The following is a 25,908-nucleotide window of genomic DNA, read 5'->3' on the forward strand; positions in this document are numbered from 1 at the left end:
GCTGTCAAAAGATAAGGATGGGGGAAGAAATCCCCCTCCTTAAATGGTCTCTGTGAAATGCTCGGATAAGCTTCTCTTAACTTATTTTGCGAACTTCCCTGCAAGCGCTGCCGGATTAAAGCCTGGGTCCGGTTGGGCTTTCAGGCCGTCATTCTTCATCGCATCATCCAGCGCAGCGTTGTAGCGTTTGTTCAGATCGGCAATCGTAGCATCCAGATCCCCGCCGTTCAGCATGTATTTGAAGAAGGCGTCGTCCGATTTCATACCTTCCGGTGCCACTGCCGGATACACCGGCCATACACCGTCATACTGATTCGGCAGGAACCCCTCGATACCTTTGACTTCAGGGATTTTGGCGGAGGCGCTGATGGAAGGGACCATCGAGATGCCATAACCATTCTCCTGATAGGCTGTCAGCATTTGATCACTGTACATATACTCCATGAACTTCCAGGCAGCATCCTTATGCTTGGACTTGGCACTCAGAGCCAGCCATTGTCCGCCGAGGAAGCCCGAAGCGCCCTTTGCGTTGCCGTCAATCGTAGGCGCAGGTGCCGCAGCCCAGTCGATTTTGGCCGGGAACTGTGTGCTGTAGACCCCTGGTTCCGAGGAAAAACTCAGGTACATCCCGATCTTGCCCTCGGCAAACTGTGCCCGCAGTGGATCGATATCCAGCGATTCCACACCTGGAAGCATGCTGCCGTCATCTTTGATCTGCTTGAAAGCCTCGATAATCGGCTTGAAGCCGCTGAAGTCATAACGCGCCGTTTTGAAGTCATAGCCAAAGCCGCCGAAGCCGCTCATTTCAGCAATAACCCGCGCTGAGCGTCCAAGTGCACTGGCCGGACTTTTGAAGTTCTGCGCAAAGCCGTAGGCACCGTCTGCTTTTCCCGCTGCGGTCAGCTTTTTGGCAGTGTCCACCAGCTCCTGCAAGGTTGTCGGCGGCTTGGTAATTCCTGCTTTGGCGAACAGGTCCTTGTTGTAGACCAGACGCATCGTCGTACCGTAATTCGGAAGGCTGTAGCGTTTGCCGTCAAAGGTGTTCAGATTAACCATCTCCGGAAATTTAGCCTTCATGTCATCGGACAGATACTCGTCGATTGGAGCGAGATATTCTTTTTTATAAAAAGTGCCGATGGTGTTTTCTTTCACCCGGATCACATCCGGAGAGTCGGCAGTTTGGAAGGACAGATCCAGCGCTGTATCGAAATCATCGCCCTTGACGACCAATTCCACCTCAATGCCATCGGTATTCGTTGCGTTGAAATCGGCTACCTTTTCCTTTACGAATTCGGCGTCATGGCGGTCACCTGTCCAGTAGCTGATTTTGGTCTTTTCGCCTGATGCCGATCCCGATCCAGAGTTTGATGGCTCCTTGGAATTCTCAGCAGTATTGGAGTTGCCGCATGCGGCCAGACCGAATGCCAGCACCGCGCTCAGCGAAGTCAGAAGCAGTTGTTTCTTCATTTCTGTTAGCCCCCTTATATGTTCAAAGCTGTGTTTGCCTTACACCCTGATTATAGGGCAGGCCATTCATCTGCATAATGCGGGTAAACCCACATTAAGGGCAGATATCTGCTGAACTAATGCCAAACGGGGATGAACACCCGCAGCATCAGCGGATTGTTCATCCCCGTGGATTCGTAAGTTGTGAAAAGTCTGCCCTGCCGAGATAAGATATCTTGAACTCCGACGGTGTCATGCCGGTGTGTTTCTTGAATACCTCGCTGAAGTAGCGGCGGTGCTCATAGCCAAGCTCCATGGCGATTTCCTGCACCTGCAGCCCTTCAATCAGCATTGTCTTCGCCTTCTCCATCTTCTCGTGCATGACGAACTGCTGAAAGGAGATGCCCGCCACCTTCTTGAACAAGTTCGAGAAATAGCCCTGGCTGAGGCTGATTTGCTTCGCCACCTGCTCCAGGGTCAGGCTGGTGTGCAGGTTGGCACAAATGTAGGCCTTAGCCTGACGGATAATCCGTGTGGATTCGATGGAGCGCTCTTCCTCAATCCAGCGGCAGCCCTCGGCGCACAGTCCCTCCAGAAGGGAGCGTATCTCCTGCAACGAAGGATGCGGGCGGTTCTTCAGACGGTTCACTTCCTGCTCCAGCGGCTGGACCTTCTCATAAGGGAATAGCTCCAGCATGACCCGGCAGATTTTGAATGACAGCTCGTAGCCGATGTTCTCCACATACTGCGGCGCGGGCAGCGGGTCGAGCTGAAGCAGCTCATCGAATATACGTACGAGCACCAGCTGGCTTTTCTCACGGTTGCCTGAGCGGAGCGCGAAAAGAAATTCCTGTTCGGCGGCAACAGAATAGTGGCTCGCAGCCCGCTGCTTATGGACGATACTCGCGTAGTTGTATACAGCGTTACCGCCAGTATAGAAATGATACGCCAGGGCACCAAGCGCCTGCGTATAGGAATCGGCCAGCTCATGGATCGCAGATACGCCCAGCCCCATTCCAATCGAAACCGTGCAGCGGGAATAGCGGCTGACATTGGCACAGCAAGCCTCGGTGATCTGCTCCGCCATATGGGGGTCGTCCCCGTTGATGATTCCGACATAACGGTTCGTCGCCTCACGGAAGAGAATTCCTTGCGTCCAGGCCAAGATTGTCTCTTCCAATATATTTTGCAGGCTGAAGCGGATCAGTTCAATCTCCTGCACAGGCTGGCGGCAGTACTTTTCGGCAAACTGATCGATCTCGACGATAAACACTGTGAAATTCTCCTGCGCCAGCGGAATGCCAAGATACTCCCATCGCGCTTTCGCACCCGGCTCAGTCTCCCTATGCTGCATTAGGAGAGTCAGATACTCCTGGCGCAGAATCGGCAGACTTTCTTTGATCCGGGCTTGCATAGCCTTTAGGTTCTCCTGCTCTCTGCGATCCTCCAGACACAGTTCCTTTGCCTTCAGCACCACATTCACGATCTCCTCCAGTGAAAAGGGCTTTTTGACAAAATCCATGGCTCCAAGACGAATTGCCTGCTGGGCATAGGAGAATTCCGAGTACGCGCTGAGAATAATGATTTTGCAGTGCGGGGCAAACTCCAGAATCGCCCGGGTCATCTCCAACCCGTCCATTCGCGGCATGCGGATGTCGGTAAGCACAATATCGGGTTTCAGCTCACGGATCTTCTGCAATCCTTCTTCCCCGTCGAGCGCCGTACCGGCTACCTCGATGCCGTACTCCTGCCACTGAGGCTTGCGGGCAATCATGTCTACTACGCTTTTTATATCGTCGATCACGCAAATTTTGACCGGCCTTACTTCAGGATATTCCATAACTTCCTCCCTCTTCCTTCTGCGGACTGAGCGGTATCCATAGATCGGTTCGCGAGCCTACGCCCGCCTGGCCGGACAGCTCCATCCGCGCCTCTTCGCCGTAATAGAGCTGCAGCCGGTGCCTGATATTGACCAGGGCATATCCTTTTTTGGAAAGCTCCCGCTCAGTCATCCCCAGCTCCACTTTGGCGGTATCCATGCCTTTGCCATTGTCTTCCACCACAATATGGAGCATGGCCTGCTCCAGCGAAATCCGCACATGTATCCAGCCGCCGCTCCTCCGGTCCGAGAACCCGTGCTGGATGCTGTTCTCCACAATCGGCTGCAGCAGTATTTTGGGAATCGGGACCGACAAAAGCTCCTCCTCTTCCGTTTCAGCACGGTACTCGAACAGATTCTCATAGCATTTTTGCTGGATGGCGCAGTACTGCTGCACATGTGAAAGCTCGTCCTCGAGCGTAATCAGATCCTTGCCGCCGCCAAGCCCCAGCTGGAACATTTGCGATAATGCGAGGATCATCTCGTTGACATCCTCATTTTCACCCATCACGGACTTACAGTAGATCGTATTGAGCGTATTGTATAGGAAATGGGGCTCCATCTGCGCGGTCAGCGCCCGGATCTCCGCATGACGTTTGCCTTTTTCCTTCTGCCGCACATCTTCGATCAGGGTTTTGATCTCCGTCATCATCCGGTTAAACTGAAAGCCAACCTGGGCGATTTCATCGTTGTATTTGCTCTCAAAAGAAACGCTGAGCTGGTTCTCCTCCACTCTGCGCATCAGCCGGCTCAGCTTGAACAAGGGACGGAGAAGTGCCGCCGTCAGCTTGTTTGAGAAAAACCAGGTCGTCAAAAGAAACACCAGAATCACATACAGAACCGTCCGCTGCACACCCTTGAGCTGCCCGAGCAGCTGATCCTTGGACTGCATCCCGGCCAGAATCCATTCCGGCGCAACTTCCGACTGCTTATAGTTGACCAGATAATCCTCACCGTCAAAAGGATAAAAGAAATTGCCCTCGCTGTCCGCTGTTCTGTCCTGCAGAAATTCCGGCTCTTTCGGCGGCCCCCCCTGGGCAGTCCAGCCCGTCTGCACTACCGTCTCCCCTTCCTTGTTCAGAAGCAAATACTTTCGGTCCTTACCGGCAGTGCCCTGACCAAGCAGTGAAGCAATCCGGTTCTCTCTGAGATTGACCACAATGAACACGTTGGTGATCGGCGTTTGCTCATAAATTCCCCGCACTACAAAGGACACCACACGCTGGCTCCCGGTGAACAGCCGGTCGTAGTGCCCTTTGGCCCAGTATCCGCCGGGGCTTTTTTTGCTATTATCGTACAGCTCCGAGCCGTAAAATGAATTATCCTGTGCACGGACCTGGGTGGTGGAATAAAAATCTCCGATCGGTGTAGCTATGAGAACGTTCTCAATCATTGGCTCATTGAAGGTTGCCTGCGAGAGGACGTACTGCATTTCCGATAAATGAACATAATATTTCGTCACATCATGGGCCTGCACATCAATCATCATCTGCCTGTAGGCATCACTGAGCATCAGTGATTGGACCGACATCGCTACATCATTCAGCCGATAGTCCAGCAGCTGCAGTGTCTTATCCACGGTCTCTTTACTGGTCTCAAACGCATTGTTCTGAATTTCCTTTCCGGCTATCCGGTAGGTTAGAACTCCCATCGCGCTAATGGATAGCGTTATCAATACGAGAAATGAGAGAAGTACCCGCTGCTTGATGGACACCTGATAATAACGTTCACTCGACTTGCTCCAGATTAGACTGCCCCACTTCCGAAAGAACCTCATGGATGCCCGCTCTCCTTCCTACCGCAAAAATTCCGCCAGTTTTCCGGCAACCAGCTTTCATCCCCTGTACCATACGACCGATTTCGGGTTGATGTCAACAAGTTCACCTTGATTTCCTACCCCAGCAATGGTCTCGATCATTTCCTTCTAGAATTCCAGAGCAGCCGGTAAATCTGGCCCGCCCGGCCATTCCTTCTTCAGCTCCCCTTCTGCTGAATGAAATCAAATAGAGCATCCCTCCATATCAGAGAGATGCTCAGTGTAGTTAATTATCTGTGCCCACTACAAAATTCAGCCCATACCGCTGCCCCGCTCCTGTTGCAAATGGGGCCAGGCCATCCCCAAGGGTACCCCTTGTGTATTCATTATGTTAGAAAATGAAGGCGCAACCACCTGATTAGCCGTTCAAAATGCCGCTATCTGCAACAACGCTCAGCCATTCTTTGGCAATCAGGTCATGACCGGAATGTGTCGGATGGACGCCGTCCCACAGCCAGTAAGCCGCATGCATTGCCGTCGGTAATCGAATCGCCTTGAAACAGAAAAACCTTGTTTTTTCCAGTAGCTGAACTAGTCATCCATACTCATCCTTTGATTTAAATAGTGGTTGTGGATACTGCCCCGGGAGCGCCCGTTTGGTTCCCATCATAGCAGAAAAATGCTCAAAAACACTAGATGGAAGGAAATGCTCCTCTGCACGTACAGCGACCTATAGAACACGCTTTCTGGATATACAAATAATAAAACCTCTCTTAGGAAAGAGAGGCTTGGGGGCTTCTGAAGATGATTCGGTCGAAAGCTGCAGGAAGAACTTCATTTCACAAAAGGCCTTACAGGTATTACTCGGCACCTACCCCATGTGTCAAAGGTTCAATGAATGAATGCGTTGAAGCGGATTGCATAACTAATGCCGGAGCGTCAACAGCAAAAAAAATGCTACCTACTGCCAGCAGCAGAGCCACTTTTCTTATCATTAATCTTTTGCACCTCGCCAATTAGAATTTTGTATCTTTCCTGATCCTCGCCGGAACTGAGATGTCTGTATTGCTCAAATAATACTACGCACTGAACAATATGGCTGTCACTATTCATTCTAACAGAAGTTTCCAGACATTGGAATAAGTAAGCGATACCATTCTTGATTTTCTGGGCATTTAAGCAATACACCGCCAATTCGTACAGCAGTACCGTATATTTATCTTCGGTCACCTGAGCATTCAGTTTCCCCATTCGGGTCTTCAGGTTTTTGAGGCCCAGATGAGGCTCGAAACGTTCAATGATTTCGTCCACGTTGAAGTCCAGGCGGTTGGCCGCCTGCATGATTTTGGTCAGGCCCGGGACCATTTCGTTCTCTCTGCCGTTAATGAATTCAACATAATCCGCAAGCACCTTGGTCTCTCCTGTCATCAGACGATACAGATATGTATTGGCTTCAGCCCATTCTTTAAACTGCTCCATAATCTGCCGGGCCTCCTCCGTCGTCTCCTGAACCCAGCTGAAATCGGAATATAACGAGACATAATGAAGAGCCTGGATATAATCCCCGCGTTCATCACAAACTGCCGCGCGGAGCAGATGGGCGTAGAGGATATAGAAACAAAGGGGCCTCGCAGGTTCTTTTTGGACCGTACGGCGGCTGACCTTGTGATACTTATTCTGATATTGGATAGATGCCTTGTGCCCCATCTCCTCTGCCAGAGCCTCCACTCTGTTCCAGCGGCGCAAGGACGCATAAATATTGGCCAAATCCTTCAGCGCATTCAGCTGGTCCACCTCGTCGAGCCGCTCGACAAAGTATTCAAAATGCATCGCTGTCCGCAGATTGGCATCCTGATCTTTCCCCAGGGCTATGGTAAACAATCGGTACTGGCAGAGGGCCAGCCGCTCCGAATGCTGATATTTCTCACTCTCTGCCACACCTTCATATAATATCGCTGCCGCTTGCCGCTTGCCCTGGGCAAAGAATTCCTCCGCTGTTTCAAACAGTGCCTGGGCATAGGAGATATTATCCATAAGGGTCTGGACAACCTGCCGGATGCATTCAAGCTTGTCCAGCTCCGCACAGCGCTGCAGGAAAGGGCCCAGCCGCCGCCAGTCCGGGGTGGAGTGAACAACACATTCATCTATGTATAATTCATAAAATTCACCTTCGGGAAGCCCCATCCCCGCTGTTATCCGGTCCAGCTGCTTCATGGCAATGGGACGGTTCCCATTGATAATACTGCTGAGCGTACCGGAGTTCACCCCTGATACCCCAGCGAATTGATTAATGGTGATACCTTCTTTTTTCAAATAAGCTTCCAGTTCTGATTGTATTGTTGTCGTTTTTGATTCCAAACAAACACCTTCCTAAGAACCCATATATTTGAACTATAATCCAGATATTCCTATATATTAGGTTTTATACCGGGATAGGTCAATGTGCATTGGCACGCTAAATATGGGTTGACAGATCTGATCGCAGCCGTTCCACTGCCTGGCCCCAGGTCAGGAGATCAGCCTGGACTCCTCCGCCTGCTCTGCGGCACGCCGGATGAACCGCTCGAGGGGCTTCTGCAGGGTAAGGGCCAGCAATAGAGCAAGCATGCCGAAAAGAACCAAATACAGAGCATCACGAACAGCAACCTCCGGGAGTATGCCGCCAACCGCCTCTCTGAGCAGGCTGATGGCATATGTAAACGGCATATACGGGTTCAGGATTTGAAAGAAGCGTCCGGTAATGCTGACCGGGAAGGTTCCTCCCGAGCTGGAGAACTGGAGCACCATAAATACAATGGCTATGCCTTTGCCCAGGCTGCCAAAGATGTAGACCAGCGTGAACACAATCGTCACAAATACAATACTGATCAGGACGGCAAACAGCACAAACCACAGCTTGTCGGCAACATAGCATTTCAGCAGATATATATTGCCAAGTACGGCTACCAGAGCCTGTAGAATTCCTACGGTCAGAAAAGTCAGCAGCCGCCCAAAATACAGCTGGTACCTGCGGTATGCGACCCCTCCAGTATCGACACCAGTCCGCAACAGGGAAATGAGCAGGGTTCCTCCAACCCACAAGGCAAGCACCACATAGAAAGGGGTCATGGCCGAACCGTAATTGGGAATCGGGTATAATGCCCTTTCCTTCAGCACCACGGGATTTGCGAGAAAATCGCTGGTTCCCTTGATATTTCCGCCCAGCAGTTCAGCGATTTCCTCCAGATTGACCTCCTTCTTGATCTTGCGGACCGTATCAGCAGCGCGGCGGACGGCCTGCTCCAGGACAGGCAGATCATTCCGCACCAGTTCTGCAGCCCGGTCCACCCCCTGATCTGCACGGGGAAGTCCGGCGGTAATCCGTTCGGACACACGGCGGAACTTGTCCTCTACCCCCGGCAGGTCCTTGCGGGCAAATTCAGCCGCCGTATGAATTTTTTCTCCGGCAGCGGGCAGCCCGTTCTGAATGCGCGGCAGCACATGCGTGACGAAATCGCTGAACGCTGCCAGCCGGCCGTTCATTCCGGCTGCCGCCGCACGAACCTCATCTCCCATCACATGCAGAGGTTCCCGCAGTGCGGCCAGGCCGGTCTGCCCGTACTGGATGGCGGTTCCCGCTTCATCCAGCACCGTGTCCAGCGCCGCCAGCCGTGCGGGCGCCTCCTGCAAGGCTGTGGCGGCGTGCCCCGCCGCCAGAGTCAGCTGCTGCAGCGTGCCCTGCAGCGCATGCTGCCCCTCCGCGCCGTAGCGCGTGAGAATTCCCCCCAGCGCCTCAGCGCTGCGGGCGGAATTCTCACCGAGCTGCGCCAGCGCGGCGGGGTCCAGCTTGCCGCCGCCCCGCAATGCGGCGGCAAGGTGTGCCGCCTGCGCAGCGCCGGCGGCAAAAGAAGCCCGCGCCCCGGCCAGGGCGCGGAGCTCGCTGCCCGGCACAGCGCCGGGCGCGAGGGTGTTCACGGCGGCGAAGAGAGCCGCCGTGTGCTGCAGCGCGCCGCTTCCGGCGGTCAGCCGGTCTGCGGCCAGCTGCAGTTGGTCCGCCGCCGCTGCGCCCGGCAGCGGGGGGCCTTCAGCGAGCTGGCCTGCCAGCAGCGCGGCGCTGTCTGCACTCTGCTGCAGCAGATAGAGATTCTGCTGCAGCACCTGCGGAACAGCGGCAAAAGCCGCGCTGTTCTGCGTAAGGAACTGCTGCAGCTCCTGCCCGAAGGCGGGCCCTCCTGCAGCAATCCTGTCGGTCTGCGGCAGGCCCTTGGCGGCCGCAGCGACAACGGCTGCAGCCTCATCCAGCCGGTCTGCGGCAAGGCCCAGCACCTGTCTGGCCCGAATGAAATCAGCGTCCAGGCCGGACAAGAGCTGTGCCGCGTGCGTTAGGTCCGGGAGCCTGCCCTGCAGCTCCTGCAGCCTGCCCGCGGCATCGCTGATCTGCCCCCAATGCTCATCCAGCAGCTCTGCTGCCCTGCCGGCCTCTTCTACTTCCGGCAGCTTGTCCGTAACGCTAGCCATCCGTCCGGCGGCACCGGCGATCTGCGGCCAGTCCTCCTGCAGCTTCAATACCAGCTTCCCTGCCTTTTCAATTTCCGGCAGGCTCGCTTCCAGCTTGAAAAGCCCCTGCTCCACCTTGCGGATGACAGGCAGCTCAGCCTGAAATTCACGGTCAATGGCACTTAGGGCAGTAAGCACTGTGCGGCTAAGGGTTTCGGTGAAGCGCCCGCTAATCTGAGCGGTAATAGCGGAAGCACCTTTGGCAGTAATTTTTGGAGCAATGGCATTCATTTTTTCATTTACTGTATAGTCTACTTCCGGTTTTACCAGTTCACCTTCGAGGACCCCTGCCATCCGCTGTGAGAACTCTTCCGGTATAACAATGCTGGCATAATAATCTCCGCGCTGCACCCCTTGCACTGCTGCTTCTGCATCAGTGAACGTCCAGCCCAGCGACTTGTTGCCATGCAGGCTCTCCAGCACCTCATCCCCAATGTTGAAACCTGTACCGTTCACAGTGGCCCCTTTATCCAGACTGGCCACCGCGACTTGGATGCCGGATGTATTGCTGTACGGGTCCCACACTGCCGCCACATTTACCCAATCGTAGACCGAGGGCAGCACCGCAAGTGCGGCAACCAGCATTAGGGCTACCGGAGCTTTGAGCAGGCCCATCCAATCCCTTTTGTATATTTGCCATATCGCCGCCATATTTGCGCTTCCCCCCATGCCGTAATCTGGATAGCTTAATATGCCCAGGAATGGCTTATTTAAAGTAATAAATTCATTTCTGCTTGTCCTATATTTTTCTGCTTCACAGGTTCAAAACTTTTTGCAACATTTTCACCGGAATTACGTTTATAAAGGTACAAAGCCCGTTTGAGAAAACCAGCGAAGGGTAATGAGTTATATAGATGTACACCGTGTCATATTCATATCAAGGGGGAATTTTTACATGTTCAAAAGAAAATCGGTTGTTCTGTTTCCTGCTCTGGTCCTCCTGTTCCTCTCCCTCGTGACTACGGCTAGTACGGTAGGTACACGCGCAGATGCACAAAGCGGCAATAAAAGTCAGGAATTGACGGTTTATATACATGCGCTGAAGTCCAAAGACGGACATACGATCATGACCGCCGACCCAATCGAATGGTACGAAGGTGCTGAAGCGAACCGTATCTTTGCGGAACGTGAGCCTGAGGCTGCAGCAGAGCTTGGCGGAGTACCGGATGATTACTATATTGTGAATGACAGTGACTCGCTCACTTCCTATCCCATCGCTGATAATGCTACGGTAACGATGCAGATTTACGACCATACAGGGAAACCGGGGGATTTGGATATACAATGGAATGAAGCCATTACGCTTCACAAGTTCATGACGGAATTCGCCAAAAAGGACATCATCGATCTCAGCCAGTCCCCATACCACATTACGGTTCAGGATGGCAAGGTGATCTCGATCGTACAGCAATACACTCCGTAACTTCATAGTCTGCACACCAAACGAGCATCGTCTATATAGACGATGCTCGTTTGGTGTGCAGTAGTATCTGTAAAGTAACACGACCGGAGGCTTCGAAGTCTTCCTCATTGCTAACTGCAATTCTGTTCAACCGATATATTATCATTTGTAATGATAACTTTGGAGTAGCCTGATAAAGATTCTGTGTAAGAACAGATGGTCTTTTTTGAAGCTTCTCCTTTCGAATTAGTATATTTCAAGTTTGAACATGTGTAAAAAGGTTAGATGTTTCCTAAACCCTTTAGGTTGTAAGCGCTTTACTTCAGGCCGGATTTCATTAATAATTAGAGTATTAACAAGTGTATAAAAGTCTGAAAAAGGGGATGTACGGATGACTGCTTTTGAACTGCATGTGGATACACCGGTTGATCTGGAGATCACCGGCAAATTTGTCGCACCGTCCTCCGATTGGGTTCACCTGAGCAGAGTACTGCAGGATTACGAGCTTATTGTCATGACTGAGGGCGTGTTATATTTGGCGGGTGACAAACAGCAATTTGTAGTCTCCAAGGGTGAATACCTCTTACTTCCCCCGCTTACCAGACAATATGGAACCCGTTCATCCGATTGCTGCTTCTACTGGCTGCATTTTTCGGCCAAGTCCGGGATCACCATCACCGATGTGGCCACCTCCAGCCATAGTGAGCAAGATAACGTCATTCTGCTACCCCAATATGGGACCCTGAAGAGCCTGGAGAAAATTATCGTAATGATGAAGCAACTGCAGGATTCAGTGCGGGGCTACAATCATAAAACGCTGAACAATTACATGGCGACAGTCATTTTATGCGAGCTGTACAACCAGTTGTTCCATACGGATTCCAATCCGTCCAAAAAAACCAAACAGGAGCAGCTCTACAACGATATCGTGGACTACATAAAATGGAGCCGAAGCGAGCATATCAAGGTGTCGCAAATCGCCGCTTACTTCGGATATAACGATAAGTACCTCTCCCACCTGTTTACCACTATCTCCGGCATCTCGTTGAAGCAGTACATTCTGCAGCAAAAGATGGAGTTGGCCAAATTCCTGCTCGCCGACACGAATCAGAACATCAGCGAAGTCTCCATCCAGCTCGGCTATACAGACTGCCATAATTTCATGAAATCCTTCAAGAAGATCGTCGGCCTGACGCCCTCAGATTTCCGCAACGCTTATGCCAAGCGGCTGCTGTTCTATGAGTGACCCTGGAAGATTTCTACAGACCGAAAGATGCCCCAACAACTTATGGCAGTGAGTTGTTGGGGGGTATACAAGTAAAGTCCCTTCTAATGTGATAATTAAAGATAATGCCTGTACCGGCAAACATGAGGCTATCCGTTGTGGTTAGCCTCATGTTTGCGTATTAGGGCTTAATTGGTGATCTTCACATTGCCAAACACAGCCTTATTCTTCGCGTCACCCTCCGGATTGCTGAGCGCTATACCGATATACACCTGGCGGTTCATCGAGATCTGTACGGTTCCGGCCTTCGTCCAGCGCTTCCCGTCAGACGAAACTGCGCCAGTGAAGGTATTTCCCTTTCGGTTCAGCTTAAGCCAGCTTGAAGCAGAAGCATCTGTTGTCTGGTCAACCGAGCTGCCCGCCGTCTCTTTCCGATACTGGAAGGTTGCCCCATTCTCAGGGGTAATCATCATGTCTGCGTGCTTTGCATCATGCCCCAGCGACTCCCGAATCATAACGCCGGCCTTGGCCCAGCCGTCCATACGTTCAGTTGAACGCATCTGAACAATGATCTCCGCATCACCCTTCACAGGTTGATAGACAAAGTTCATCTGATCCGCTTTCCCCCAAATATCCGTGGATGTGCTGCTCATTGTAAATTGCTTTTTGGAAGAATTGTATACAACATTCCCCGGCATGGAGCCGATATTCCTTGCCTTCCACCCTGTTGGCAGCTGAGCCGGATAGTCATGTTCACCCGGAGGTGTCCAGTCCGGTGTCGGCCATGTTGTACGTTCATCGATTTTGGCCAGCTCGGCTTCAGGCCAGGCCCCATAAGAAAAGAACGACAGACGCTTCACGCCAGGGTAATTCTCGCGGATTCCCTGGTAAATCTCCTGATATTGATCATCAGTCCAGTCATTATCCAGCGTTGCTACAATTTCCACTTGGCTGCCGCTGATCCGGTCGCTCGTATCCTTCAGGATACCGTATTCCGTGCTGTACACCCAGTCGCTGTTGAATTCCCAGTCATCAAAGTACGCCATAGGGGCGACAAAGTCGATAGAATCCTTGAATTTGGCTACATTCTGCCCAACCTCTGTAAATTCCGGCGGCAAAATATACACGCCAAGCTGCACATCCGGATTCGAGGACTGGGAAATATCCTGACGGATATCGCCTACATACTGTCCGATTTGATCTGTTCTCCATTCATTCCACTGCTGCCGCTTAGTAGAATCCGCACCGAAATTAATACTGAGCGGTGAATATCCGAATTGCGCCTTATATTTGGCCACCGTGTAATCGCTGACGTCCATGTTGTAATTGTCGAAACGGATCCAGTCCAGCACAACACCGTCAACAGCATAATTCTCGATGACTTCCTGAATGATGGAGCGCTCATACTGCTGCACTTCATGGTGAATCGGATTGACGAAATATTCGTTACCGTTAGAACCTGTAAACGGAGTCTGAACCCCGTTGACCACCGACTGCATCTGCCATTCCTTATGCTTCAGGAAGGCCTCCTGATCATGGAACTGCGGAATCCAGGCATGGACTTTAATTCCTGCGGCGTGGGCTGCTGTATTGACCTCCTGAAGGGCATCGAAATTCTCGTAGCCCTGTGCAATCGGAGCGATATCACTCTGATAAAACACCCGCCCGGATGGCACCTCGTCATCTTCATCCTGCTTCACATTCATGCTGATGACATCCACTCCATAGCGTTCGGACAGCCTGATAAAGTTCTGAACATCCGCCACGTTCTTAAACTGGTTTACGGTTCGTACAATGACCTCCGTCTCAAAAGGGGGATTACTCTCCTCCTCGGCCATAACAGGAACCGAAGAACCCAGTACCGAGAAAATCAGCGCGAAGCTTAACACCGCCATGGACCTTGCTCTCAGTGTAAATGTCATATTCTCGCCTCCATAAATAGTCTTCATTATGTTTTAAACAAGAATTATTTCGTCGCGTTGATTTTCTGGACATTCTCCTGCCATCTTTTGGTTTTGAACTCTAGCAGCTTATCCAGCCCGGATTTTTTGGCATTCTTTTTAGCCGTCTCCAGGGCCGACAGCACCTCTTCATCCGACTTCGCCTGAACCATCTGGGCAAAAGCAAGGGTATGAATATTCTGAATATTTTGGGCGATGATGCCGATCTCCGTATCGGGAACCGGGTCGGTATTCACAAATTCCGTAATGTCCAGAGCGGTTTTCCAGGTCACCGTGGACTGCGCCACCGTCTCCCACGATTTCTGGTTCGCGGAAAGCGAAGCCTCGAGGTTCATTTTTGCCGTATCGATAAAGGTCGTATTTCCCGCCCAGTTAAAGTCTTCGAATTTCCGCATGATTTCGGTACGCTCGTTAGCAGATGCCGTCTTGTATTTCTCGTTCGGAATCGGAGCGCCATCCGCATCCTCTTCATTCCAATACAGGCCTTTCGGACCGAAGAACAGAACCTTCTGTCCCTCCGGACCCGTTATCCAGTCATAGTAAGCAAAGATAGCCTCTGGATCCTTTGCTTTGGTCGTAATGACATTGACGTTCCAGCCCAGCGTCTCAAAACCGCTTACAAACACCTTGTTCTTGTCTAATCCGGCTTTATGAACCGGCCAAATAATCTCATATCCGCTGTCCGGATTGCTGCAGTCAGGTACGGTATATGCGAAGAACAATGGTCTCTTCGAACTTTTTAACCGGACAGTAGGAAAATTCTCAACTTACATCGTTTTATCCTCTTCCCTTTTCCAATATTCCGGATGATTATGTCTTGAACATCCAAATAAATAACAGCCAGAACTTAAAGATGTTGTGAATCTCAGCGGCGGAACATAACCCGAAGAAATCTGGTTTATTATATTTTCATCAAAGTACAACGCTAAAGAGTTTGACGGCATTAATTTTCTTTGCCTACTACATCATTCTGTAACACAAATAAACCCGCAGAAGCCTGTTTACGCATCGTTTCGACCGGAGTGTGACTACCCTCTCCCCTATAGTCGTCATGATGTAAACACAGGCTCCTGCGAGCTTTTCTACAAAAAACTTGCTGATTAGTGAAAGCAATATGTGGCCTGTGTTGTCATTTCGCCACAATCGGTACGAATATATCCGATAGATGATAGCCCATTTTCTCTTTGAATACCTTGGGTGTAGTAACATGGGTCATTTCGTAACGTTCAGCTGAATCATTCTCGCTTGTTGATATTTCGAAGCACCCACTTGTCTCAACCCATGCGCGAATGGATGCTTTAGTTTCCTGGATGGCCACTTCCTCTGCATCTTTTGAAGTTGCAACTGCATATAATCCCCCAGGGAAATCGGCAACCTCGTATCCACCTGTATCTTTGTATCCTTCTGGCAGCGCAAAAAACCATTCCAAGTAACCTTTCTTGACGTTATACCACATAAAGTCGCGGGGCGTAATGTAATGCTTGACATCGACAGAAGACCACCATTGGTCAAACGCTTCGAAATCCTCCATAGATGATATGTTTCCCGAATTAACGACCGTTAGAGGTGGGATCTCAATTACACGGATTCGCTCCATATTCACAAAACCTCCGGAAATAGAAGTACTTTATCCAAGAGTATAAGTATAATGGATAAATCAGGAAATGAAATGCATCACAAGTGGATGAAGCGAATGATGCAAATGAGAGGCTCATGCTGGCATTGCGCCTTACAGCTTCCAACGGCAGGTCATCGTTAAATTGCCCCCATGCAGCTCCGCTGTCAGGGAGCCGTTCATCTTGTCCATTAGACTTTTCGCTATGGAAAGACCAAGTCCCGATCCTTGGGCGGACCGGGTGCGGTCGACCGTATAGAAGCGGTCGAATAGCAGCCTCACATCGATGTCGGATAACTCCTTCGCTTCATTCACGATCCTGAACATGGCTGTCTTCTCCCGTTGCTCGAAGCAGATCTCCACATGACCGGCCGCATGTTTGACAGTATTAATAAGCAAATTCTCAACGACCCTCCGCACGGCTGATTCGTCAGCATATATAGCCACCGCTTCCTTCGGCAGCCGGATATCCGGCGTAATGTTCCGTTCGTTGAACCGGTCGTAGAAACCCACCAGAATGTCTGACAGGAGGACAGTCATTTCGATCCGCTCGGACTTAAGCTGATAATCCGAAGATTCAATTAAGGACAGCTCGAAGAAATCGTTCAATAGCGCTTGCAGCCGTTTCGTGCGATTTTTAACGATTGTGAGGTATTCGTGCTTCTCCTCGGGCGTAATAGGCTCTGCTTCCAGCAGTTGAATATATCCAAAGATGGAGGTCAGCGGAGTACGAATATCATGGGAAATGTTCGTAATTGCCTGCCGCAGCTCATTTTCTGTTCGTCTTCTGCGGGCCTCTGCATCGACTACGAGGTCGGACTGGCTGTTAATTTGACCCGCAAGCGCTTCGAGCCGCCGGTCGAATAGAGTTACGTCTATTTTTTTACCGGTTGTCCGCTCATTATAGCGGCGCAGCTGCGATGTCATCCGCCCCAGCTCCCGCCTCATCAGCAGCAGATGGGCAAGCAGAAGAGCCGCCACCGTAACCGATATGAGCGTTATGATAAGCAACTCTCTTCCGCCCCTCTTACTTTTATTTTATTTCCTTTCTACGGAACACGAGAATACCGAGCAGCCCGGCTGCGACAATCGTCAGCAATGGCACAAGCAGGAGCGCCGGCAGATCGCCGCCGTCGATGCTGGGCTTGCCGATATCGTTCATCAGCTTGAAGATAGAATAATCATACACTGTAGTAAAGAAAGGGATGTACTCACCCAAGCCCCCCAAAACCGTGTCAATCATAAGGAAGAAAATCATCGAGAAGCCGATCGTCTTGCCGCTTTCGGTGAACACGGCAGTGAACAGCGCCCCGATCGCCGCGTAGCCTGCAGTGTACAGCAGTGTTAGTCCGAGGGCCCGTGGTATGAAGAACGCGTCAACCCCCTCCGGCAAATGGCCAAAACCTGAAAGTAGTGAAACTTCGGTCGTGCTTACGATCGGGAATACCAGAGAGACAGCCATGGCTCCGACCGAGAATCCGATCAGCTTGGCGGTGAACAGCCGTCCTCTATCGTTGCCCGACGATGCGATCGTCTTCATGACACCCGTCGCATATTCACTCGCGATGAAGAATCCGGCCAACGCTGCTACGCCGAATTTGATCACATAGCCATTGCTTGCCATAAATTTAATCAGAAATTCGGCTCCTGTAAATTGCGGATCTCCACTCGACTTATTGTCAAAATAGTAGAGCAGTGGATACACCAGTGAAAGAGCGGCGGTTATGAGCAGCAGCACCCGGAATGATCTGTCCTTACGCAGCTTGAACAGTTCTGACCTGATCAGGTTATACATGCCCGGCACCTCCGATCCGCTTCATAAAATAGCTCTCCAGGTCTTCGCCCATCGGCATAAACTGCTCGATTTCCAGGCCTGCGGAGAAAAGCGTCGACGATACTTTGCCTGGCTGCTCCATGTGGCCATACAGCTTGATGGCCCCATCCGGCATCACCTCGAAATCGGCTGTGCGGAACTCATTCTGAATAACGGTTGCTGCCTTGTCCGGGTTATCCGCTTTGATATACACGTACTGCTGGCATTTATCGTTCAATTCCTGTGCAGTGAGCTGCTCCAGCAGCTTGCCGTGATGAATAATGCCGTAATGGCTTGCCAGCAAATGCAGCTCACTCAGAATGTGGCTGGAGATCAGAATCGTTATCCCTCGTTCGTGGTTGAGCTGCTTGAGCAGCTCGCGCATCTCGATAACGCTCATCGGATCGAGTCCGTTGGTCGGCTCGTCCAGAATTAGAAATTCGGGGTCGCCCAGCAAGGCGATCGCCAGACCCAGCCGCTGCTTCATGCCAAGTGAGAAATTCCTCACTTTTTTCCTGCCTGTTCCCTGCAAACCGACCCATTCCAGCATCCTGTCGACGCAGTCTTTGCCGGGGATGCCCCGGAGGAGACGGTTCGCCTCCAGATTCTCGGCGGCAGTCATGTGGGGGAACAACGAGGGGCTCTCGATAATCAGCCCCATCCGCTTGCGGGCCTGGGTCAACGCCCGCTCATCGCTGGCTCCGAACAGCTCGATACTTCCGTCGGACGGAAAAGCAAGTCCGGTAACGATGCGCATCAGCGTCGATTTTCCGGCTCCGTTCTGCCCAATAAAGCCATATATGGAACCTTTGCGGATAGACAAATTCACTTTATCCAGCGCTGCGCTGCCTTTGAACTTCTTAGACAATTGATTCGTTTGCAATACATACTCGTTCATTGTCGTCTTGGCCTCCCTTATGTGATAGACCAAGTATAGAAACGAAAACTTAAGAGGGGCTAAAGCCAATTCTTAAGAATGTCTTAAGGCTTCAGCCGATAGCCCATGCCCCATACCGTCTCGATAAATTCGCTGCCAGGCGCAGCCTTCGCCAGTTTACTCCGCAAATTGCTCATATGGACATTGACCGTATTATCGTCTCCGTGGTATGGCTCATCCCATACGCTTTCATATAGATTGGCTTTCGTGAATACCTTTTTCGGTGCCGATAAAAACAATGCGACAATCTCGTACTCCCGGACGGTCAGCGCAACCTCCGCCCCCTCTGCCGTAACCGTTTTGGAATCGTGGTCGAGTACCAATCCCTTATGCTGCAATACGCTCGGCACAGCCGGAGGAGCGATCTGCGCATACCGGCGCAGATGGGAATCGATGCGCGCCGATACTTCCTCGATATCGAAAGGCTTCGTAATGAAGTCATCCGCCCCTCCGCGCAGAGCTGATACCTTGGTCTGCTGCTCACCCTTGGCCGAAATGATGATCACTGGCATACCGCCCCGCACGCGGATCCATTTAAGCAGCTCCTCGCCCGTCATTCCCGGCAGCATCAGATCGAGCAGTACCATGCTCCATTGCCGTTGCTCCAGATAGAGCAGCGCCTCCGTTCCGGAGAAGGCAGGCTGTGGCACGTAACCGCTTTTTCTAATAATGCTACACAGCAGCCGGCTGATGTCACTGTCGTCTTCGGCCACGAGAATATTGATCGAATTATTCATCTAATCTCCTTGTACTATCTGTTATCAGCTTTCAAACCTATGTTCATCAGCATTTATGATAGACTATTTTTACCTCTGATTCCAGAACAGCATTTTTTATGACCTGGCGAAGAGATTAATTTGGACTCCCATGGTTCGCAAAAAACCAGCAGACCCACTCCGGGACCTGCTGGTTTTTTGTATGCAAGCAATTTGGCCGAGCGGGACTCAATCCCAAAGCATAGGCTCCAGTACTTTATCCTGAACAGTGATACTGTTAAGGGCTGTATTATTAATCCATGAAAGCGCGAGCGTTCCCTCGCCCATATGAACACCTACTACCGGAACAAAAGTCATGATTTCTGTACGCACAGAAGGCGACATATCCTTGATGGCCGACTCCAGGCTCAGCGCCTCTTCCATATTGTTGGCATGCATAATGCAAATATCCTGGATCCGCCAGATATCCTTGTGGAGTGTCTCCAGCAACTTTTGCTTCGTCTTCTTGAAGGTGCGGATTTTGTCCACAACGACAACTTTGCCTTCATCGAACTTCAGCAGCAGATGAATCCGCATCAGCTGGCCCAGTACAAGCTGAGAGCCAGAGAGTCGACCGCTGCGGTGCAGCTGGCTGAGACTGGCAGGGATCAGATAGAAAGACATCTCTTCAATGATATTTTCGATTCTGCTCTTGATCTCCAGCGCAGAGCAACCTGCCTGCTGCCAGTGAACGCCGCGCAGAATCATCTCACGGATCGGGTAAGCGCCTACCTTGGAATCAATGCCAATTACGGTAACTCCAGCGATATCCGCTGCCTGTATAGAGGTATGGAAAGTACCACTAAGCTCGGAGGAACAATGGATCGCAATAATTTCGTCATACTCTTCCTTCAGGCGCTCGTATAACTCTACGAACTCACCGATCGGCGGCTGGGAACTGCCAACCTTGTCATTCTGGCGCATTTTATCATAGAACTGGTCGGCGGTGATTTCGATATTTTCTTTATAACATTCATTATTGACAATTAGACGGAGAGGAACAATATATACATGGTTATTTATGGCGAATTCAGAGTCAATTGTGCTGGTGCTGTCGGTTACCCAAGCGATGGATTTCATGTCACTGCTCTCTTTCGTGAGGGATTGGTTGCGATCAGGAATCAGCAGCTTCAACTATCTGCATATTCGTAAATTATACAGGAAACCAAGCGCTCATATAGCGATTACGAGATAATTACCGGCACCTTTTTCAACATGATTCGACATAAATTCACATTTCACATGATAGATATACCTATTAAAGAACCGACTGGATATGGTATGTGAAGACGCTAAAAAAATGGCCGTTACTTATGATTTACTACTGCCTCATGGCTGGGCGCACCAAAAGAACGGCATCTCTGCCGTCCTTTAACATTTGAAATTATTGAATCATCTTCTACTCTTCGGTACTGAAGTCCGGTTAGGGCGCTAATATATAGGCACCTTGCTCATAATCATCGGCGTCCTTCCAGTGAACGCGCAGTGACTTCGTAGTGTACAGTTCCGCGCTGTTGGCAACCTCGAAATGAAGATGTGGTTCGCTGGAATTACCCGAGTTACCGCACTTACCCAGCGTATCTCCGGCCTTGACTACGTCGCCGGTTTTGACGCTGACCGATCCCTTTTGCAGATGAGCGTAGTAGCTGAACTCTCCATTGCCATGATCGATAATGACATGGTTCCCGGCAATCTGCTCCGTATTCTCCTTACCGACAGGCTTATTGTCTTGGATGTCATTGACGATTTTCACAACTTTGCCCGCTGCGGCAGCCAGAATAGGTTTTCCGAAAGCAAAGTAGCTTTCATTTTTGGTGGCGTCGCCTTTATAGCTGAACCCATTGTTCACCACGATGAGATCATACGCATACCGCTGCTGCTCAGCCCCGTAATGATAATTAATGAGCTCGTTCGTGCCCCCCCAATAGACAAACCATTTCCCTTGAAAAGGAAGTTCAAAAGTCGTTTGAGTGCGCTTCGCATCCGTCTCGGGATACTGCTGCATCGTATTAAATATCAGGCCCTCTATCTTGTTGTTTCTGTCAAACAGAGCTTGTATCGTTTTTTTTCCTTTGGGGTCCTTCCAAGCATAGTAACTGGTATTGTTTATAAGAAAATGACTAACCAGTTTATAGGATGTGACGTTCTTGTGGTTGAGGTTGACTTGTTTCTTGAAATCCTTTAACGAGAATTGCTTCTTGAATTCGGCCCCGAGTTGTCCATAAATACGTTCATATTTCTCTTGCTGCAGCAGTTTTAAAAGTTCGTCCGGCCGGAAAGAAGCAGCAGCTACTGCTCCTTTCGAGACAGAGTTTGCTGATACAACCTCAGGCTTGGCGGACTCAGCCGACGCCGAGGCTGCGAGTGAGCCCACAGTCAGTATGCCAGCGAGGCTAAGCAGCATCAGATTTCTTTTGCTAATGATATTGTTCATCCGTTTTCTCTCCTTTATATGGGTTTCACGGATAAGTGTATGCGATGAAGTTTAACACCTGCGAAACGAAACCTTATGATTGTATTAATCAGGAGATTGAAAAGTTAAGGTTCCGTTAAGATTTATATTGTGCTGCTGAAACAAAATGAATGATATATTTAAATGGATACCAAGTTTTGTAATAGGGAGATAAGGAAGCGATGAATCAATCAAAGATTCTAATTGTGGATGATGAATCGTCCATTCTAAAACTATTGAAAACCGTGTTAAATAAAGAGGGATTTCCACTCGTCGATACGGCCACAACAGGCGAACAGGCCTTACTAGCCTGCCAAACCACCAAGTATGACCTCATCCTGCTTGATGTTATGCTGCCGAAGCAAAACGGCTTCGAGATCTGTCCATGGATTCGGCAAACAACGGATGCCCCTATCCTGTTCTTAACGGCTCGGATAGGCGATTTTGATAAATTGACCGGTTTTGCCGTTGGGGGCGATGATTACATTACGAAGCCGTTCAATCCGCTAGAAGTGATTGCGCGTGTCCGGGCACAGCTGCGCCGGTATCTCAAAACTGCCGATGTTCCCACTATGAACCGGATATACACTTACAGAACATTTCAAGTGGACGAATATGCTGGAGAGCTTCGCGTGAATGATGTCACCGTCGATTGTCCGGCTCAGGTCTTTCAGCTCCTCTTGTTTTTTTGCCAAAGCCCCAACCGGGTATTCAGTAAAAAACAACTGTACGAGCAAGTTTGGGGCGAGCAAAGTCTTAGTGATGACAATACAGTCATGGTTCATATCCATCGTATCCGCGAGCGCATTGAACCCAATCCCAGTGAGCCAGTATATTTGATTACTGCACGTGGCCTAGGTTACAAACTTGTTCGTGAATCTGAGAATTAATGCGATGAACATCAAGAAAAGGTTTATCCTTCAATATATTAGGCAATTGCTGTTTATCGGCGTCCTACTATTTGTTCTATTTTTAGGTACATTTACTTTAAGCATTGTAAAGCTGGAGCGGCTTGATCAACAACTGGACTCCATTCAGCCCAGTTTGCCTGTGCTCACAGACTCTATTACCCATCATGACGGTAAAATACAATTTGATCCGAAACTTCTTGCCGAGGTACGCGAGCAGGGGGGCTGGCTACAGGTTATAGATAAGGCTGGAGAGACTATTGCCGCTTACCATACTCCAGCTGATGTACCAGAACGTTACACTCCTGGTGAGCTGATGAGCTATTGGAAAGCGGAGAAGGATTTCCCTTACGGACTATATGCATGGATTCAAGAGCTGGATGGACAAACCTATACCCTCTTATACGGAGTGAAGAATGATATTGCCATGCTCAAAAAAAACTTGCTGCAGCAAGTGACATGGAGAGCGGGCAAGATTGAAGTGAACGAGAGCTTCAAGCAGCAGCTTAATGATATCCATGGCTGGATCGAGCTGCTCGATGGGAATGGGAAGGTACTAGGAGGTTACGGACAAAGGGGCGAAGCGCCAGATCATTATAGCCTTCAGGATTTGATGCTGCGTAACCAATATCCGGAACGTTATGGCATGCAATCATTTACGGTTTATGATTCTGCGGCAGGCAGCACCTGGGTCATTCATGCTCCTCTGTCTACAACGGTGGCTTCATGGGTCAATGGCGATACGTATAAGGAAGATATTACTGTATTCTTCTGGAGATCTGCTGCTTTGCTTGTGATGATTCTTATTCTCTTCCTGCTTCTTGCTCTTTGGTACGGTCACCGGTTTGGGACACCTATTCTGCATATGATTGATTGGCTTCACTCTTTGGCCAAGGGCGAATTACGTGAACCGACCAGTCCTAACTCCAATGGGATGCCTCTTAGCCGTAAGCAGTCTGGACATTTAAAAGAAAGATTCCGCGTACATGCCGAATTGATAGAATCCTTAGCTCACTTAACAGAGACATTACAGAAGAACGAGCATATTCGTAAGCAGCTGGAGATCACAAGAGAAGACTGGATTGCAGGTGTGTCGCATGATTTGAAGACACCGCTGTCTTCCATAATGGGGTATGCACATCTCATGGAATCGAGAACGTATGAATGGTCACAAGCAGAAATTCGTGAATTTGCAGCCATTATGCGTGAGAAATCCACTTATATGGATGAAATGATCAACGATTTAACTTTAACCTACCGGTTGAAAAACGATGCCTTTGCGTTTGAATTCATCCCGACAGACATGAATGAATTCATCGATCAAGCCATACAAAAGTGGAAACAGCATCCTCAATTCGCCAATGTTCCGATTCATTATAAGGCCTCGGAAGCACCGATTACCTATCCGATAGATGCCAGATACTTCAGACGCGCTCTGGAGAATCTGCTTGCAAATGCTGCCCTCCACAATCCTGAAGGTACATGGATCAACGTTTCTATAGTTAAGAATAACGTTTCGCAATTTGTAATCCAGATACAAGATAACGGGGTAGGCATAGATAAAAAAACGAAGGAACTGCTATTCGAGCGCTACTATCGCGGTACCAATACGGATGAATTAATCCAAGGTACTGGACTCGGTATGGCAATTTCCAAGCAGCTTGTGATCCAACACCGGGGACAGATTGAAATAGAGAGCCAATTGGGGACCGGTACGACAATTTCATTAGTGTTTAGCACGACAAGAGAATAAAATCCATTCTTTATTCAACTAGGCAGTACTAGAAGCAATAACCTAATGAAAAAAGCCCAAGCCACTTGTCTGCTTGAGCTTTTTTCATTTCCTTACTCAGACTACGACAAACTATTTATAATCATTTAAGGGCCCTTGATCCATTATAACTTCTACCCTATTTGAAGGTCCCATCCTGAGAATAGGCCTAAACTCCGAATTCGGTCTACTGTAAAGCTCCAATGGGCTTATAATAACGCCGTCTGGCGTATTATGAAGTATTCCGGGTACACAGGTATAAATCTTATCATTATTATTGGCATTCTTGGCGGATATCGTAACGGACGTTCCATTATGATTATCTATACTCATGGACACCTTATATCTGTAGAATGAACCGGTTCCATTGGACTGAGCTGAATAAACCACAGGAACAACTGCAAGAATATCATCTTTTAATCTTAATTTTATAACCTCTGTCTTCATTGCTTTGCTGCTTCTCCCGACATCGCCCATATGTTCCACAGTCCCGTTACCAAAACTTTTGAGAGGAGGTGTCCCCTCCGCACCAAACATAGCTACATCAATCTGCTTTCCATCCTTTGTGTAGACTAAAGCATATATATCATAATCCGTCCCAGTCTTCCAAGATACAGTAGCCGTGATTTCTGGTGTTTTATCAATAATAACCGGTTTTTGCCCTTTATCGAGATTTATCTTACCCTTTACCTTTTCAAGGCTTATTGATAACTTCGAATCAGGCTCTTTTGAGGTATGATTTTGAATTGTCTGAGGTTCGGAATGCTTGTCTGGCTCATCAGCTTCAACCTCAACACCATAGTTTTTACATAACCCTTCAAGCCCGGAATCAAATCCGCGCCAGATTGATTTTGCCTTCGTCTGACCATCTCTTAGATATAATTCCAAAACTACGATTCCATTTTCGTGCGTGAAACTGGATGGTGATAACTGAATAATCGTATTTTCGGTACATATCTCGGCTGTTAAATTCTTTACATTCGAAAATCCCGTGCTGTGATCCTCTGTCAGAGTTATAGCTATTTTTGTGATACCTTGAGGGACTTTACCCATGTCGAAATTAATTTTATGAACTTTTGTATGGCCCACTTTCTCGGATGGTAAAAGAGTAGCTACACCTGAGGAACTTGTTGGTTGATTATAAAAGATAACCCCGCTATCTCCTTGTACCTTGTCGGAATCCGTTAAAAGGAATGCTGTTAGTGAAATATCTATTAAAGTAGAAATTTCGTGACTAATCGTAATATTACCTTTTGCGGCACTTAAGGTTGTATTTGCTCCCATCTGAAGAAATTGATTCACTTAAACCACTCCAATCCATTAATGGCCCGTATTCAAGTTGACTCTTTAATTCCCGAAATTCAGAATACACTCTGACTTACTTATATTACCACAAGAAGGTAATACTTAAGACTTGCATTAACATATTGTCCCTCTTGTGGTACGGTTCAC

19 protein-coding genes are annotated in these 25,908 nt (G+C 49.5%); 4 read left to right on the plus strand and 15 right to left on the minus strand.

Going from position 1 to position 25,908, the window contains the following annotated elements:
- Window positions 1-81: 81 nt before the first annotated feature.
- The 5 genes from A3848_RS16025 to A3848_RS16045 all read right to left on the minus strand — a co-directional run bounded on the left by A3848_RS16025 (window position 82) and on the right by A3848_RS16045 (window position 10,268).
- Window positions 82-1,467 (minus strand): ABC transporter substrate-binding protein, encoded by a 1,386-nt coding sequence (locus tag A3848_RS16025; protein WP_074085933.1) that lies wholly within the window; start codon window positions 1,465-1,467, stop codon window positions 82-84.
- Between the two features lie 160 nt (window positions 1,468-1,627).
- Entirely contained in the window at window positions 1,628-3,286 is a 1,659-nt protein-coding gene (locus A3848_RS16030; RefSeq protein ID WP_074085934.1) for a response regulator, read from the minus strand.
- Entirely contained in the window at window positions 3,273-5,102 is a 1,830-nt protein-coding gene (locus tag A3848_RS16035; protein ID WP_074085935.1) for a cache domain-containing sensor histidine kinase, read from the minus strand. Before A3848_RS16035 ends, A3848_RS16030 begins: the two co-directional genes overlap by 14 nt.
- Window positions 5,103-6,038: 936 nt before the next feature.
- On the minus strand, window positions 6,039-7,439 hold the full coding sequence (locus A3848_RS16040; protein ID WP_178382014.1) for a helix-turn-helix domain-containing protein: 1,401 nt from the start codon (window positions 7,437-7,439) through the stop codon (window positions 6,039-6,041).
- Window positions 7,440-7,589: 150 nt separating this feature from the next.
- Entirely contained in the window at window positions 7,590-10,268 is a 2,679-nt protein-coding gene (locus tag A3848_RS16045) for a YhgE/Pip domain-containing protein (protein WP_074085936.1), read from the minus strand.
- A 244-nt stretch (window positions 10,269-10,512) separates the two neighbouring features.
- On the opposite strand from A3848_RS16045, the gene A3848_RS16050 reads away from it, so the two are divergent.
- Window positions 10,513-11,040: a hypothetical protein gene (locus A3848_RS16050; RefSeq protein ID WP_074085937.1), complete on the plus strand. Its 528-nt coding sequence runs from the start codon at window positions 10,513-10,515 to the stop codon at window positions 11,038-11,040.
- A gap of 370 nt (window positions 11,041-11,410) precedes the next feature.
- Window positions 11,411-12,265, plus strand: coding sequence for an AraC family transcriptional regulator (locus A3848_RS16055; RefSeq protein ID WP_074085938.1), 855 nt, complete (start codon window positions 11,411-11,413; stop codon window positions 12,263-12,265).
- A gap of 167 nt (window positions 12,266-12,432) precedes the next feature.
- On the opposite strand, the gene A3848_RS16060 is transcribed toward A3848_RS16055, so the two are convergent.
- The 9 genes from A3848_RS16060 to A3848_RS16100 form a co-directional block, all read right to left on the minus strand.
- On the minus strand, window positions 12,433-14,166 hold the full coding sequence (locus tag A3848_RS16060) for a family 10 glycosylhydrolase (protein WP_074085939.1): 1,734 nt from the start codon (window positions 14,164-14,166) through the stop codon (window positions 12,433-12,435).
- Between the two features lie 44 nt (window positions 14,167-14,210).
- Window positions 14,211-14,927 carry a type 2 periplasmic-binding domain-containing protein gene (locus tag A3848_RS16065; RefSeq protein ID WP_074085940.1) on the minus strand — a complete coding sequence of 239 codons (717 nt, stop codon included), beginning with the start codon at window positions 14,925-14,927 and terminating at the stop codon, window positions 14,211-14,213.
- A 407-nt stretch (window positions 14,928-15,334) separates the two neighbouring features.
- Window positions 15,335-15,802 (minus strand): GyrI-like domain-containing protein, encoded by a 468-nt coding sequence (locus tag A3848_RS16070; RefSeq protein WP_074085941.1) that lies wholly within the window; start codon window positions 15,800-15,802, stop codon window positions 15,335-15,337.
- Between the two features lie 132 nt (window positions 15,803-15,934).
- Entirely contained in the window at window positions 15,935-16,831 is an 897-nt protein-coding gene (locus A3848_RS16075; RefSeq protein WP_083612194.1) for a sensor histidine kinase, read from the minus strand.
- 22 nt (window positions 16,832-16,853) lie between these two features.
- Window positions 16,854-17,615 (minus strand): ABC transporter permease, encoded by a 762-nt coding sequence (locus A3848_RS16080; protein WP_074085942.1) that lies wholly within the window; start codon window positions 17,613-17,615, stop codon window positions 16,854-16,856.
- Entirely contained in the window at window positions 17,608-18,531 is a 924-nt protein-coding gene (locus A3848_RS16085) for an ABC transporter ATP-binding protein (protein WP_074085943.1), read from the minus strand. The genes A3848_RS16080 and A3848_RS16085 overlap by 8 nt, the downstream gene beginning before the upstream one ends.
- An 83-nt stretch (window positions 18,532-18,614) precedes the next feature.
- Window positions 18,615-19,307, minus strand: coding sequence for a response regulator transcription factor (locus A3848_RS16090; RefSeq protein WP_074085944.1), 693 nt, complete (start codon window positions 19,305-19,307; stop codon window positions 18,615-18,617).
- Window positions 19,308-19,514: 207 nt separating this feature from the next.
- Window positions 19,515-20,405, minus strand: coding sequence for a DegV family protein (locus A3848_RS16095; RefSeq protein WP_074085945.1), 891 nt, complete (start codon window positions 20,403-20,405; stop codon window positions 19,515-19,517).
- 343 nt (window positions 20,406-20,748) lie between these two features.
- The gene (locus tag A3848_RS16100) at window positions 20,749-21,759 is read right to left on the minus strand and encodes a M23 family metallopeptidase (protein WP_083606806.1); all 1,011 of its coding nucleotides are present in this window, start codon (window positions 21,757-21,759) and stop codon (window positions 20,749-20,751) included.
- Between the two features lie 200 nt (window positions 21,760-21,959).
- On the opposite strand from A3848_RS16100, the gene A3848_RS16105 reads away from it, so the two are divergent.
- Together A3848_RS16105 and A3848_RS16110 are read left to right on the plus strand one after the other, a co-directional pair.
- Window positions 21,960-22,667 (plus strand): response regulator transcription factor, encoded by a 708-nt coding sequence (locus A3848_RS16105; protein WP_074085946.1) that lies wholly within the window; start codon window positions 21,960-21,962, stop codon window positions 22,665-22,667.
- Between the two features lie 160 nt (window positions 22,668-22,827).
- Window positions 22,828-24,438, plus strand: a complete 1,611-nt coding sequence (locus A3848_RS16110; protein ID WP_256702418.1) for a sensor histidine kinase — start codon at window positions 22,828-22,830, stop codon at window positions 24,436-24,438.
- 111 nt (window positions 24,439-24,549) lie between these two features.
- Here A3848_RS16110 and A3848_RS16115 read toward each other — a convergent pair whose 3' ends face one another.
- The gene (locus A3848_RS16115; protein WP_074085948.1) at window positions 24,550-25,758 is read right to left on the minus strand and encodes a TerD family protein; all 1,209 of its coding nucleotides are present in this window, start codon (window positions 25,756-25,758) and stop codon (window positions 24,550-24,552) included.
- Window positions 25,759-25,908: the final 150 nt, after the last annotated feature.

The sequence above is a fragment of the Paenibacillus sp. P32E genome, from assembly GCF_001909085.1.
Lineage (GTDB): Bacteria > Bacillota > Bacilli > Paenibacillales > Paenibacillaceae > Paenibacillus_AQ > Paenibacillus_AQ helianthi.

Coding starts and splice junctions, on each gene's coding strand:
- A3848_RS16050 (WP_074085937.1), top strand. CDS start 10,513: ATGTTCAAAAGAAAATCGGTTGTTCTGTTTCCTGCTCTGGTCCTCCTG.
- A3848_RS16060 (WP_074085939.1), bottom strand. CDS start 14,166: ATGACATTTACACTGAGAGCAAGGTCCATGGCGGTGTTAAGCTTCGCG.
- A3848_RS16070 (WP_074085941.1), bottom strand. CDS start 15,802: ATGGAGCGAATCCGTGTAATTGAGATCCCACCTCTAACGGTCGTTAAT.
- A3848_RS16090 (WP_074085944.1), bottom strand. CDS start 19,307: ATGAATAATTCGATCAATATTCTCGTGGCCGAAGACGACAGTGACATC.
- A3848_RS16055 (WP_074085938.1), top strand. CDS start 11,411: ATGACTGCTTTTGAACTGCATGTGGATACACCGGTTGATCTGGAGATC.
- A3848_RS16035 (WP_074085935.1), bottom strand. CDS start 5,102: ATGAGGTTCTTTCGGAAGTGGGGCAGTCTAATCTGGAGCAAGTCGAGT.
- A3848_RS16045 (WP_074085936.1), bottom strand. CDS start 10,268: ATGGCGGCGATATGGCAAATATACAAAAGGGATTGGATGGGCCTGCTC.
- A3848_RS16085 (WP_074085943.1), bottom strand. CDS start 18,531: ATGAACGAGTATGTATTGCAAACGAATCAATTGTCTAAGAAGTTCAAA.
- A3848_RS16025 (WP_074085933.1), bottom strand. CDS start 1,467: ATGAAGAAACAACTGCTTCTGACTTCGCTGAGCGCGGTGCTGGCATTC.
- A3848_RS16095 (WP_074085945.1), bottom strand. CDS start 20,405: ATGAAATCCATCGCTTGGGTAACCGACAGCACCAGCACAATTGACTCT.
- A3848_RS16100 (WP_083606806.1), bottom strand. CDS start 21,759: ATGAACAATATCATTAGCAAAAGAAATCTGATGCTGCTTAGCCTCGCT.
- A3848_RS16105 (WP_074085946.1), top strand. CDS start 21,960: ATGAATCAATCAAAGATTCTAATTGTGGATGATGAATCGTCCATTCTA.
- A3848_RS16030 (WP_074085934.1), bottom strand. CDS start 3,286: ATGGAATATCCTGAAGTAAGGCCGGTCAAAATTTGCGTGATCGACGAT.
- A3848_RS16080 (WP_074085942.1), bottom strand. CDS start 17,615: ATGTATAACCTGATCAGGTCAGAACTGTTCAAGCTGCGTAAGGACAGA.